Genomic DNA, 12,859 nt, shown 5'->3' with positions numbered 1-12,859 from the left:
TTTATCCTTATTTATAAAAAAAGAGTAAACAGAACACCTGTTTACTCACTTGCCTTTATTTTTAGAGATATCCATTAGATTTGAAGCAATAGTTCGTCAGCATTATATAATGCCACACAGTTCCTCCCTTTATTTTTTGCAGCATATAACGCTTGGTCAGCTTCTCTAATTAGCTGTTGAATGGAATATCTATCCTCTCCTACTTCCAGAAGAGCGTGAGATATCCCGAAACTTGATGTTACTTCTATTTCTTCTTTATTAAAAACGACTAAGCTTTCTGCAACTGCTTGTCGAATGATATTTGCTCTATTAGCAGCCTCCATCAAAGAAGTATCTGGCATACAAATAATGAACTCTTCCCCTCCGTAGCGACCCATGTAGTCTTCAAATCGTAATTTTTCCTTTACTATGCTTGTAATACGGGTCAATATTATATCTCCTGCCTCGTGCCCATACGTGTCATTAACCCTTTTAAAATGATCAATGTCAAACATTACTATGGAGATACTTCCTCCATCTATCGATATATCATCAAATACTACTTCCGTTTTATTCATAAAGAATGTACGGTTTAATACCTGGGTAAGCCCATCTATGCTTGCCAATTGTTTTAATTTTTCTTCCATCTGTACTTTTTCCGTAACATTTATAAAGGTAATAATTTTACCGACCTGTAACCCACTTTTATTCATCACTTCTGTAAAATTTATTCGGAAGTGTATAACTTGCTCATCTAGTAAGCTAGTATAATCAGACTCTATTTCTTCATCTAACCTCTCTTTAAGTTTAGGATTTTCATCAAGAACCTCTGCAATCGCTTTACCAATATGATGACTACTTAAAGTCGGAATTACAATTAGTGCTGCTTTATTATAATCAACGATCACCTTGTTTTGATTTAAAACAAGCACTCCCTCCTTCATGCTTTCAAATACACTATCCCTAGCAATGGGAGCGACATTGAACATTTGCAAGGATATAAGAGCTATCCCGTGGAACGTAAAAGCAATACTTAAAGAAATCGGACCAAGATCTATCCCTTCACTCCAATCATTTAAATAAAAATAATTAGCTATGATAGGCGTAATAAAACCTGCCACCATCAATAAAGTTTGCATACGAAACAAAAACAGAGATTTACGGTATTCCTTAAGCAATAGGAAGACAGATATAGTTAAGCATAAAAATAAAAAGATAGCATGAACATTAAACCATGGGCCCCATTCTAGCTCTAATAACGGGAATGGACCATCTCTATTTATTTTCATCGATTTATAATAAAGATGATGAAGATCATTCGTTTGCATCATAAATATCGTAGTGATGGGAATGATGAAAATAGCATAGTTCCATGTTTTAATCTTGCGTCCTACATACTCCATACACATAAATAGAACAAATACAGGAATGAATGGCATGGCAAGGTACTCAACTCCAAGCCAAAACTTCATTTCTTTTAAGGTCGAGCTTGCTAATTCAAAGGCATAAGCAAATGTGAAAATCGATGACAATATGGTAACTAAAATATACGGCTTTACTCCCGGAGCATCTTTCGCTTTAACTCGTATATATAAACTAAGAAACAAGCTTATTATGCCCGCTAATGTTACTACTAGAATGTGCGTCAATAATTTTTCTCCGTTCCAATTTATCTTTCATGCATCCTATATTATATAGCAGTAGATTATCCTGTACTAGAGACTGTTTTGCTATTTTGTGTCATGAATACACATTTCTGGCACGAGAATAATCACTTTATCTTCCATCAATGTTGCTCTGTAAACGTTAAAAAAACCCTATCGTTCTTAACGTGTTTAAAACGCTAAGGACGATAGGGTGACGTCACAATTTTTCAAATTATCCTCTCATCTAAATACCTTCACTCTTTAATCTAGGATTTCTTAGGCTATCGAAAATCAAATGATGATCCTTTACTTCCTCTGCTTTTCGATTACTATATAGCGCCATGTCTCTAAGCTCAGCCCATTCGCCCGCATCCTCATGATTTCGACTAAACATGTATTTATCAAAGGGTCTTAGCCTGATGGATAATATAAATGCGTGTAAGTTAACCCATTTTTTTAAGGAAACAAATTCACTAATTATCCTTCTTTCCTCATCTGTTTTCATTTGAATATCATTTTGTCTAACCTGTGCCTGAATCATTTCAACTAAATAGGACTCCATTTTTTCTTCATCCTGATCGGTAACCAGCTCTTTATCACTTGCTACTTTCCACAACTCATCCGCCTTTTTCACGGCATCTACTATTTGATGTTGATTTTCTATAATTATATCGGGGACATGCTTGACTACATCATATGCTTTTTGTACATCCTCCGGGAATGGACCTAATTTCCTTTTAATTTGGGTAAGTATGTTTTTATAGTTTTCATAGTTACCTAGCCTGTTTGCAGTTGCCCATCCAGCTCCAATATGTACAAACTTCTCAATACAAACATTAAAATTGTTTGCTAGTAGCGCTTCTTCCTTTATCTCTTCGAAGTAAGGAGCGCTTCCATCGTTGCGTAAAATCACCTGTTCAGCTGCAGGAGCGAATGTAAAATAGTAATAAAGCTCTCCTTTAAATGAAAACTTCGCAGGAAAAACATCTGGTTTTTCCTTTTTATTATAGTAAGGTTTTAAGGCCTCTTTAATGTTTTCAGGTAAATTATGCATTCTTATCATGAGTTCATTTCTCCTAATTTTATAAGTTTATAATTTGTAACACTATAAGGTCCCTAATATCTTTTACATAGTATTTTAAACTCTCTAAGAAAAGATGGAGAAATATGTCTCCATCTTTATTTACCGAAAAATGAGAGGAACCATGGTACTATCATGTTTTCCACAAAAATTGTATAGATCACCATCATCAAATCCAGTCGCAAACACTATGTTTCTTGGGAAATTTGAAATATTAGATTGTAAATATGTATTTGTAAAAATGATTGTAGAAGCAAGAGTTAAAAATAAACCTAAGTAGAACTGCTCTTCGTATAAATGGTACAACGTTTTATAAGCTGTTATTTCAGCATATCTGCCTTGTAAAATAATCATTATTACTTGCCCAGTCATCATCATGCCCATCCCATTCCGTGGAGCCCGAAATATAAAGCTGAAAGCTTTCTTTTTTATCAAATATCCCGAAATTAATAGCTACTATTTCTTTTGGTATTTTTTCTTTACTTAACAGTGTATTTAACCAATCCTCAAACTCCTTATAGCTCTTTTCTAGTAGATTTTGAAAAGTGTTTATATCTATATTATAAATACTTTCTATTGCTTCTATTAATTCTGCTTTATTCTTCATAGTTGGCATTTGCTTGATAAATGCTATTAGTTGCTCCTCTAATTCCTCATGAGAGCGCATTCCTTGTTCTCCTTTCAACTGTTCGGATAAATTACTTAAACTACTTAAATGAATAAATACCATTTTTACCATTTCAATCTACACTTACATTCAACAAAATGCTTAGCAGTAGTTTAAAGAAGCGCCTATGTTTAAGTACTAAACTAGGCGCCTTCGTTTATTTTCTTTGATAAAGTGCATTTGCTAGGATGTACTCATAACATTTATCTGGAAGAAGATATCTCGGCTCTCCACCCATTGCAAATTCATCTCTAATATAGGAGGAACTGATTTCCATTGCTAGGCCCTTGTCTATGAGATGAAATCCTTCATCGTTGTTTCTTAAGATAGGGGACTTGCTGATTACCTTTAGCATATCAATTCCGTCCCTTGCCATGACAATAAATTTATTTTCCTTCACTAAATCTTCACCGTTTTTCCATTTACCTGCACCTATATCAACTAGTAAATCTGCTCCCATTATGAAGAATACTTCATCATTCGGGTATTTTTCTTTGAAATGCTTCATAGTTTGATACGTATTTGCATTCCAGGCTTCCTGATTCATCTCATAATCATCTGCCTCGAATTTTTCATTGTTTTCGATTGCGAGTAAAATCATATTCCAACGATGGTTGTCAGCAACATTCATCTCTTTATCTCTTCTTTTGTGCGAACAAGGTAAAAAGATTACTTTATCTAAACGACATCTGCGCCCAATCGTACTTGCTGTCCACAGATGGACATTCGTAATGGGATCAAAGGACGATCCATAGATTCCGATCCTAGCCATATTTACTCCCCCTACAAACTATTTTTTCTGTTTCATCATTTGCTGCGTTTTTTCTTTGATTTCTGCGATGCGATTCATTTTATTATCCCAGCATTTTTGGCTCAGATCGACCGGATACTCTTCTGGATTTAACGGGCGCTTATATTCATCCCATAGTAGCTCTAGATTTTCTTGAACATTTTCTCGAATCTCTAATATAGAAGGAGTTTTGTACGTAAGCTTGCCGTTTTCAAAAATTGTATGATGCAGCTCTCTTGCCTCAAAATTGGTCACGAACTTACTTATGAATGTATGAACCGGGTGGAACATCTTTAATCGCTCTTCTTTTTGTGGCTCTTCGGTTTCTAAAGCAATGTAGTCCCCTTCTGATTTTCCATTGTTGCGATTTATGATTCGGTAGACTCTTTTCAAACCAGGTGTCGAAACCTTTTCAGGATTTGCACTTATTTTGATGGTGTCTACCATTTCTCCGTCCGTTCCTTCAATAGATACTATTTTGTAGACCGCTCCTAGTGCCGGTTGGTCAAATGCCGTTATTAGTTTGGTCCCGATTCCCCATGTATCGATTTTGGCCCCTTGCGCCTTCAGGTTTAAAATTGTTGCCTCATCTAAATCGTTAGAGGCAGATATTTTCGTGTCTTTAAATCCTGCTTCGTCCAGCATCTTTCTAGCCTCTTTAGATAAGTAGGCCAAATCTCCGCTATCCAATCGGATACCCTTAAAATTAATCTTATCTCCTTGCTCCTTCGCTACTCGTATCGCATTGGGCACACCAGATCTTAATGTGTCGTACGTATCCACTAAAAACACGCAGTCCTTGTGGCTCTCTGCATACTTGGTGAACGCTGTATATTCGTCGATATAAGCCTGAACCAACGAATGTGCGTGGGTGCCTGCAATTGGAATTCCAAACAGTTTTCCAGCTCTCACATTCGAAGTTCCATCGAACCCTGCAATATAAGCAGCTCTTGTACCCCAAATAGCCGCATCCATTTCTTGTGCTCGGCGAGTACCAAATTCCAATGTTGTATCATCACCAACTACTTGTTTGATCCGTGCTGCCTTGGTAGCAATAAGTGTTTGGAAGTTGATGATATTTAAGATAGGTGTTTCAATCAGCTGTGCCTCTGCTAGTGGAGCCTCTATACGCATAATTGGCTCATTCGGGAAAACTAGCTCGCCTTCTTTAAGGCTGCGTAATGTACCAGTAAATCGAATACCCTTCAAGTAATCTAAGTATTCCTCTTCATAGCCTTGGTCTCTTAAATAATCGATATCCGTTTCAGAGAAATGGAAGTTGTTGATAAATTCGATCACTCTCTCCAGACCTGCAAAAATAGCATAGCCATTCCCAAATGGCAGCTTACGAAAATAAACTTCGAACACCGATTTTTGATTATGAAATCCGTCTCTCCAATACGTTTGGGCCATATTAATTTGATACAGGTCCGTATGAAGAGCTAAGCTATCGTCTTTATATAATCGTTCCATTGAACAAACCTCCCAGTCTAAATTTCGATTAAATAACCTCTGCCCCTATAGAGCCTTGGAAATGCCCTAGAGCCCAGTCATGTCCTACTTGATTGAAACTTGCGACTGCATCCTTGTGCACAATGACCTTAAAACCTTTATTGTAAGCATCCACTGCAGTATGAAGCACACAAATATCCGTACATACTCCAACTAAATGAACCTCGTTAATTCCTCTTTCGCGTAGTTTTATCTCTAAATCGGTTCCCGCGAAAGCTGAGTATCTTGTTTTGTCCATCCAATACACTTGCTTACTCTCTTTATGCGATTCATATATCTCCTGCAAGCTACCGTATAATTTACGACCTTCTGTTCCTTCTAAATTGTGAGCAGGGAACAATTTAGTTTCTGGATGATACGGATCATTTAAATGATGGACGTCTATTGCAAACACTACGTACTGATTTTCCTTGATAAAAGATTCTGTTAGTCGAGTGATCTCTTGCTCAATGTCTTGCCCGGGCTTTCCGCATGTCAATGCACCATCCGTTGCAACGAAGTCATTCGTGTAATCAATGTTAATAAGTGCTTTCATTTTCATTTCCTCCTATATATTATTTTAATAAACAAATTGTTAATCAATAAAAATAAAAAATTAATATCTAGCCGTGTAAATAGACTTTACAATATCCATTTCCAAAAATTCGTATAATGCAGCAGGAGACTTAGATGTTCTTTGCGTTTTCTTTCCCGGAACTTTTTGAATAAACGGCAGCGTTTTTATTTTCCTAGCAAAGGATTGCTCGCTAAGGATACCTGGTTCATTAGTTACAGTTGCTAACACTGCTTGCAGCTCTGAATAAGTGAAATGTTTTGGCAAGAAGTTTTTAGCAACAGTCGTTTGGAGCAAATCATTTGTAATCATGTGAATAGCATCTGTAATAATTTCCCGATGGTCGAATGCTAATGGAAGATTTAATACTTCCTCAATAGAGAATAACTCCACTTCTGCTGCATCATCTGCAGCTTTTCTTTTAGAAAGGTAATCCATCGGAACAATAGCGTAATGTGCATTCGTAATTATCCATCCTCGGGGATCTCTACCAGGTGTGTCATACACTCCGAAATGTTTGATCAGCACATTTTCAACGCCTGTTTCTTCCTCAAGCTCTCTCTTAGCGGCTTCCAATGCTGTTTCATCCTCTTGGACAAAACCTCCTGGTAGCGCCCATTTTCCTGCCTCTATATTTGTATCGCCTTCCGCGTTTAGTAAAGCCCGCTGGATCAGCATTAGCTTCAGAGACATGATAGGTGGTTTATGCTCTTCCTTGTTCTCTGCAACTATTGTAAAAACTGCGATATCTGATGTATAGCCGTCCGGTGTTTTATATTTTCTGATATCATACTGCTTTAATGCTTCTTCGTTAGACATGTGTATCACTCCTTCTGAAGAAAAAATTCTTTTTCAAAGGTATTTTGATTAACACTTTGTTAACCTTAACTTGATTGTAATATTTGGAATTAAAAAAGTCAAACGAAAAGTCAAAATAAATGCAAATCGTTTATTACTTTTATTCTACCTAGTAGTAATTACGAATTCCAACTCCCGCCGCTTGGCATCCTCATCATAACTTACATCGACGTTCCCATCTAACAAGCTCTTGTTTTTGATATTACCAAGCAAAATGGAAACCATTCCTTGCTTATACATCCCCACAAATTCCGACTGCTTCTTTTTTTGGGAAATATACCCCACTTATAGTTCACATGGTATAATCATATAAATTTACATCTACAAACTGTGTTTCTTTTAGCAATTCTGAATTAGAGGGGGATAGGTGATATGAGGAAACCAATTATTCAAGTAACCGTAATATTATTAATAGTTGTGATTTCTTTTGGTCCCTTGTTATATGACTACTACATGAAGCCGGAAGATTCCTTGGAACTTTATCAAGAGTTAAGATTCTCAAAAGAATTCACGAGTGTTCACCATTTGTTGGAGCCGGGCTACGAGAATTATTTTTCTGAAGAGGCATATGACGTATTAAAAAGCGAGAAAGGTAGCCCGTCAATGATTCGGCAATTCACTGTTATTCAGTATGATGATGGTACAGAATCAGTTCTTATAGAAACCAGCCCTGGGACGAATAAACTATCGATCCTTCGGGCAGAAGTGCTCCCCGAAGCAATAGAGAATTATTTTAAGGAATTAAATGAAGAATAGCTAATTAAGCCATTTTAACTCTTTTCTTGATATTTATAATATACAAAGGTAGATATAATAAAAGTTATACCGACAATCATAAAAACGATATGGTGGAATGGTTCAGCAAGGATATATAGATTTATAAATAAAACCATAAATATAAATACTATACTAAAATATAAAAATCGGGCATATTTCATTTTAATAACCTCTTTTACTTATATAATGTTATGGGTATATAGCTAGCTATAAATTGAATCTACAAAGATGAAGAGATTTATAAATAAAAGCTTAGTTCGATTAATACGAACCAAGCTATTATGAAAATTAACTTTGAATTTCTTTAATACTCTTCCCGCTTAGAAATGCGTGACCCGCTACTGCTTTATGTACTGTCTCAAAACCATATTTTTGATAGACCTTTTCGATGGCTTCATTTATAGGGAAAACCCATAGCTTTTCAATTCTCTTTTTTGTAACTTCTTGCTGAATATAATGAATGATTTGTCCAATTAATCCTTTTCCTCTAAATGCTTCTAATGTTGCTACACTTTCCATTCTAGCTTGATTGCCATCTTCAAAAATACAAGCCGTAGAGCAGGCTACCCCATCATAACGAAGGAGATAATGAGTGAATGCTGGGTGATTAAATTGCTCCTCAAAGACCTTTTCCATTACTTCCAGGCCACCGAACTCTTTGATACTACCCTCTATTTCAATCGCTTCTCGGTAGTTTTCTTTTGTCACTTTTTCAATCTTCACCATAGGATCAGTGGGAATACTAATGATGTTGTTATCCCATAGTTGTACCGGGCTTATCAATTCTTCATATTTAAACTTTCTAGATTTTAGTTCGGTCAGTAAGTTTTGCTGGTTTTCTAGGTCATAAATGTAGAACCTCGGTACAATATTTTTGGATTGAAAAAAGTTTATGACTTCTTCAGCTACCTCATGTGAATTGTCGCAAGCAGTCATTATCCTTGCATGATTAGCATCATAGTAGTCAGGCTGATTCTCGTTACAAAATAGAATCCCCCATGATGTATCAATTCTTCTAGTAAATGTTTCACAGTATGCTATATCTAGCATATGTATAGTTTGCATGTTCATTAAATTACCCCTATCTATTTTAATACATTAAATCTTTTTTCATATAATAATGGTCAAAGTCCCTACCAACGTAAGGCAGAGTTCCATACACTTCATACCCATGTTTTTTATAAAACTCTAATGCCTGAAAGCTTAAAGTATCCAGTTTAATGAAATCACATTTTCTTTCCTTGGCTATTTCCTCTGCCTCCATCAATAACTTTGAACCATACCCGTTCTTACGCAGCGATTCATCCATTATCAAAACATGAATTTCTAGCCAATTCCAGCATACTTCACCCATTATCCCTCCTAACACTTGATCCTTTTCATCCTTTATAAATAAGTTAACTTCCTCATATCTCCCTCTCAAGTCCTCAGGAAAGTGTGCCAGATTAAAATAATACAATCGTTCATTAACATTTTTTTTAGATTCATCGGTATCTTCTCGTATTATTCTCAAATCCACTTTTTTCTTCCTTTCTATGTGCATAATCCTTTTTTTACCTCTTCTACTTTATCTGTAAAATCACTTGGATTATCATCCTTTATATCTTCTAGTAGATTCAATACTACGCTTTTGCATATTATGTCAGCCTCTTTCAGTGCTTCAATAAATAAATTTCTATAATCATCATGATTTAAAATTCTATAATGAAGAATCACCATCCACTCTCTACTTTTTTCAATATTCATTGGAACAGCAGCAATCATTTGTTTCAAGCCTCTCTTAGGAGAAAACCCACTTAAGTATTCTATTGTATGTATATGTATAAGACCCCACATGACTTCTTCCTGTTCGGTTTCATCGTCTAACACGTCCATCAGCTGACCGATTAAGTGATCATCATTTGTATTTGCTACTTCCTCCAATGCCTCTTCGAACAAAATAATTTCTTGCTCAGAATGCATCAAGCGATTATCTTTCAACCTATGAATTACATCTGTATAGTCCATTAGCGTCCTCTCTAAAACTAGATATTTGTGCTTCTTGTTCAATTTTAACATGTATTTAATTTTTTTCCTTTATTTTTCAATTAGTAATTGAAATTTCCCGTCAGTTCAACTTTCTCTAAATTGCTAGCTATTCTGCAATTAAATTTCTTATTTCTGAATACATAATAATGAAAAAATAGATAATAACTAATAGTTATTAGAGCATAGAGGAGTGAACTATTTTGGATATTAATAAGGTACTGGTAGCTGGTAGTGGAGTTTTGGGAAGTCAAATAGCTTTTCAAACAGCTTTTTACGGATTTAAAGTATCCGTATACGATATTAATGAAGAGGCGTTAGAGAAGGCTAAGGAAAGACTTACTGGTTTGAAAGCAAATTATCAAGAAGACTTAGGAGCAACTCAAGAAGCAGTAGATACCGCTTATGATCGTTTATCCTTATATACCGACTTAGCTGAGGCTGTTAAGGATGTGGATTTAGTAATTGAAGCAGTTCCGGAAGTGATCGATATTAAGAAAGCATTTTATGAAAATTTGTCGAAGGTTGCTCCACAGAACACGATTTTTGCATCTAACTCCTCCACTATGATTCCCAGTCAGCTTGTAGAGTTTACCGGTCGTCCTGAGAAATTCTTACATTTGCACTTTGCAAATAGAATTTGGGTCAATAACACGGCTGAAATTATGAAACATGAAGGAACGGATCCCAAGGTATTCGAAGAGGTAATTGAATTTGCTAAAGCAATTAATATGATTGCTTTACCTATCCACAAGGAACAGCCTGGCTATATTTTAAATTCCTTATTAGTACCATTTTTAGATGCCGCTCAAAATTTAGTCGCAAATGGAATTGCGGATCCTGAGACAGTGGATAAAACATGGATGGCAGGTATGGGCGTAAACAGAGGTCCCTTCGGAGTGCTAGATATTATAGGACTAAACACCCCATATAACATTGCGCTTGAAAAAGCAAAATCAGGAAATGAGCAAAAGGCAAAAATAGCAGAATACTTTAAAACAGAGCTAATCGACAAAGGACGATTGGGTATCCAAAACGGAAAAGGATTTTATGATTATCCAAATCCAAAATATGAGGATCCTAAGTTCTTGAAATAACTATCTGAAGAAGGCTATTTATTAGTCTTCTTTTTGTTCATCTTCATCTCTACTGGGTATAGCGCTCATTTACTACATTAATGCTTTGCTTTACGACAATTACCTAGGGAATTACGACAATCTAGTGTTCGTTTACTACAATGCTGCTCTACTTTACGACAATCCCACGATGAATTACTACAATCCATATCAAACTGTTAATTTGGAAAGAAATTTACGACATTCTAGTCCTCGTTTACTACAATGTTGCTTTACTTTACGACAATCACACGATGAATTACTACAATTCAAATGGAACTGTTAGTTCAGATGGAGATTTACCATAGTCTAGTGCACCTAGTAAGTCTAAAGTATTTAGTTTATTTACGAAATAGCATAAAGGAGTGGTACTTTGCGGTGAATAATAAATATAATCACTTAAAAAGTCAGAGTGATAAATAACTCACCCTGACTTTTTCATATATTTATCGAAGCATTATTGATCCGCCGTCTGCCATGATTGTTTGACCAGTTATATACTTAGAATCCTCGCTTGCTAAGAAAACAGCTACACGACCGATATCTTCTTCCACATCACCGAAACGTCCCAGTGGGATTTTGCTGCGAACATTTTCGTAATATTCAGGCTGTGCTTTTGCCCATGCTTGTACGCCTTCAGAGTCGGCAATAGGAGAAATAATGTTTACGTTAATACCGAAACGACCCCATTCATTGGCTGCCACACGGGAAATTCCTCGAATTGCTTCTTTTGCTGCAGCGTACGCCCCTTGTGTTTCGTGGCCAGCTAATCCAGCGCCTGATGCAAAGTTAATCACATTCCCTTTTGTTTCTTTTAAATATGGAAGTGCTGCCTGCATCAAATAGAAGGTTGGGTAAAATCCTGTGCCGAATGACAAATCTAAATCTGCTTGTGTTGTTTCTTCAATCGTCACCTGTTTAGATGCATGTGCATTATTGACTAAAACATCAATTTTTCCGTACGCTTCTGCTACTGTAGTGATAATTGTAGGAAGCTTGTCTCTATCCATTAAGTCTGCCTTTAAAAACATCGATTTAGGTGATATTTCCTGAAGTACTTTTAGACTTGCTTGACCAGCTTCTTCGTTCACATCAACAATTGCTATTATTGCTCCTTCTTTAGCCATCGCCTTGGACATACCTAGCCCAATGCCTCCTGCTCCTCCTGTAACAATAACAACCTTATCCTTAAGTCTGTCCATAATATTACCTCCTTAACTCTTTTCTATTTCATCCTACCCCTTAATCCTTTATATCTCAATTTAAAAGCTGTTATATATTTATACTATTTGGTTCTAGCCCCATCATGCCCAGTATCCTCTGTACCTTTTGCAATAATCGCAGACGCATTTTTATAGTTTTCATTTATAGATTCGCTAGAAGAAACCACTGGGTCTCCGTATGCAGTGAAACTAGTGGGGTCTTTCTTCTCTTTCGCTTTTTTTGTACTAGTCTTCTCCGTACTCTCTGCAATAGTAGAGCTTGCTGCTTTGTGTGTATGATTTATAGGTGGTGCATCTGATCTTAAAGGGTCTCCGTATGACCGATCCGTTGTATATTCCTTGGAAGTATTCTGTTTTCCATAGTCATTCATAATTGGCTTTTGTGTACTATCTGCAATTTGGGAGGAACCTTGCTTATATTCTTGATTTATAGAGGGTTTGGTAGATTTAATAGGATCTCCATAAGCAGTATTCGTGGCAAAGTCTTTTTTTCCTGATTTAGCACTTTCATTATTTTCTTGCTTCAAAGTATGTATGGCCTCCTTTAATCGAATACTATTATACTTTCCACCCTTGTAATAAATATGCAGTCTAAAATGGCTGAAATAAAAAGTGTATATCCATTAATGGATA

The 12,859-nt window shown here is 36.0% G+C and carries 15 protein-coding genes; 2 read left to right on the top strand and 13 right to left on the bottom strand.

The features are described 5' to 3' along the window. Window positions 1-74 precede the first annotated feature (74 nt). The 8 genes from Q0371_RS17405 to Q0371_RS17370 form a co-directional block, all read right to left on the bottom strand. A complete protein-coding gene (locus tag Q0371_RS17405) occupies window positions 75-1,628 on the bottom strand; it encodes a histidine kinase N-terminal 7TM domain-containing protein (RefSeq protein ID WP_298473475.1) in 1,554 nt (517 codons plus the stop codon). 241 nt (window positions 1,629-1,869) lie between these two features. Next, window positions 1,870-2,688 (bottom strand): hypothetical protein, encoded by an 819-nt coding sequence (locus Q0371_RS17400; protein ID WP_298473471.1) that lies wholly within the window; start codon window positions 2,686-2,688, stop codon window positions 1,870-1,872. Between the two features lie 343 nt (window positions 2,689-3,031). Continuing rightward, complete coding sequence (locus tag Q0371_RS17395; protein ID WP_298473469.1) at window positions 3,032-3,445, bottom strand: hypothetical protein; 414 nt, start codon at window positions 3,443-3,445, stop codon at window positions 3,032-3,034. Window positions 3,446-3,530: 85 nt separating this feature from the next. Then, window positions 3,531-4,145 (bottom strand): nicotinate (nicotinamide) nucleotide adenylyltransferase, encoded by a 615-nt coding sequence (nadD, locus tag Q0371_RS17390; RefSeq protein WP_298473467.1) that lies wholly within the window; start codon window positions 4,143-4,145, stop codon window positions 3,531-3,533. 18 nt (window positions 4,146-4,163) lie between these two features. Further along, the gene (locus Q0371_RS17385; RefSeq protein WP_251552835.1) at window positions 4,164-5,636 is read right to left on the bottom strand and encodes a nicotinate phosphoribosyltransferase; all 1,473 of its coding nucleotides are present in this window, start codon (window positions 5,634-5,636) and stop codon (window positions 4,164-4,166) included. 28 nt (window positions 5,637-5,664) lie between these two features. After that, window positions 5,665-6,216 (bottom strand): isochorismatase family cysteine hydrolase, encoded by a 552-nt coding sequence (locus tag Q0371_RS17380; RefSeq protein ID WP_298473464.1) that lies wholly within the window; start codon window positions 6,214-6,216, stop codon window positions 5,665-5,667. A 54-nt stretch (window positions 6,217-6,270) separates the two neighbouring features. Beyond that, entirely contained in the window at window positions 6,271-7,047 is a 777-nt protein-coding gene (locus Q0371_RS17375) for an NUDIX domain-containing protein (protein ID WP_298473460.1), read from the bottom strand. 144 nt (window positions 7,048-7,191) lie between these two features. After that, on the bottom strand, window positions 7,192-7,332 hold the full coding sequence (locus Q0371_RS17370; RefSeq protein WP_298473457.1) for a hypothetical protein: 141 nt from the start codon (window positions 7,330-7,332) through the stop codon (window positions 7,192-7,194). Window positions 7,333-7,458: 126 nt separating this feature from the next. Here Q0371_RS17370 and Q0371_RS17365 point away from each other — a divergent pair, with 126 nt between their 5' ends. Next, entirely contained in the window at window positions 7,459-7,842 is a 384-nt protein-coding gene (locus Q0371_RS17365; protein WP_298473454.1) for a hypothetical protein, read from the top strand. Window positions 7,843-8,151: 309 nt separating this feature from the next. Here the strand turns inward: Q0371_RS17365 and Q0371_RS17360 are convergent, their stop codons facing one another. From Q0371_RS17360 to Q0371_RS17350, 3 genes are read right to left on the bottom strand one after another with little or no spacing between them, the layout of a single operon-like run. After that, window positions 8,152-8,934, bottom strand: a complete 783-nt coding sequence (locus Q0371_RS17360) for a GNAT family N-acetyltransferase (protein ID WP_298473452.1) — start codon at window positions 8,932-8,934, stop codon at window positions 8,152-8,154. A gap of 19 nt (window positions 8,935-8,953) precedes the next feature. Next, window positions 8,954-9,382 carry a GNAT family N-acetyltransferase gene (locus Q0371_RS17355; protein ID WP_298473449.1) on the bottom strand — a complete coding sequence of 143 codons (429 nt, stop codon included), beginning with the start codon at window positions 9,380-9,382 and terminating at the stop codon, window positions 8,954-8,956. A 14-nt stretch (window positions 9,383-9,396) separates the two neighbouring features. Then, window positions 9,397-9,870: an Imm30 family immunity protein gene (locus Q0371_RS17350; RefSeq protein ID WP_298473446.1), complete on the bottom strand. Its 474-nt coding sequence runs from the start codon at window positions 9,868-9,870 to the stop codon at window positions 9,397-9,399. A 221-nt stretch (window positions 9,871-10,091) separates the two neighbouring features. Here Q0371_RS17350 and Q0371_RS17345 point away from each other — a divergent pair, with 221 nt between their 5' ends. Further along, window positions 10,092-10,985 carry a 3-hydroxyacyl-CoA dehydrogenase gene (locus Q0371_RS17345; RefSeq protein WP_298473443.1) on the top strand — a complete coding sequence of 298 codons (894 nt, stop codon included), beginning with the start codon at window positions 10,092-10,094 and terminating at the stop codon, window positions 10,983-10,985. Window positions 10,986-11,449: 464 nt separating this feature from the next. Here Q0371_RS17345 and Q0371_RS17340 read toward each other — a convergent pair whose 3' ends face one another. Beyond that, window positions 11,450-12,205 (bottom strand): SDR family oxidoreductase, encoded by a 756-nt coding sequence (locus tag Q0371_RS17340; protein WP_298473441.1) that lies wholly within the window; start codon window positions 12,203-12,205, stop codon window positions 11,450-11,452. An 83-nt stretch (window positions 12,206-12,288) separates the two neighbouring features. Then, window positions 12,289-12,753, bottom strand: a complete 465-nt coding sequence (locus tag Q0371_RS17335) for a hypothetical protein (protein WP_298473439.1) — start codon at window positions 12,751-12,753, stop codon at window positions 12,289-12,291. Between the last annotated feature and the right edge of the window lie 106 nt (window positions 12,754-12,859).

It is taken from the genome of uncultured Psychrobacillus sp. (genome assembly GCF_938022135.1).
Lineage (GTDB): Bacteria > Bacillota > Bacilli > Bacillales_A > Planococcaceae > Psychrobacillus.
This window is presented reverse-complemented; position numbering and strand designations above follow the sequence as displayed.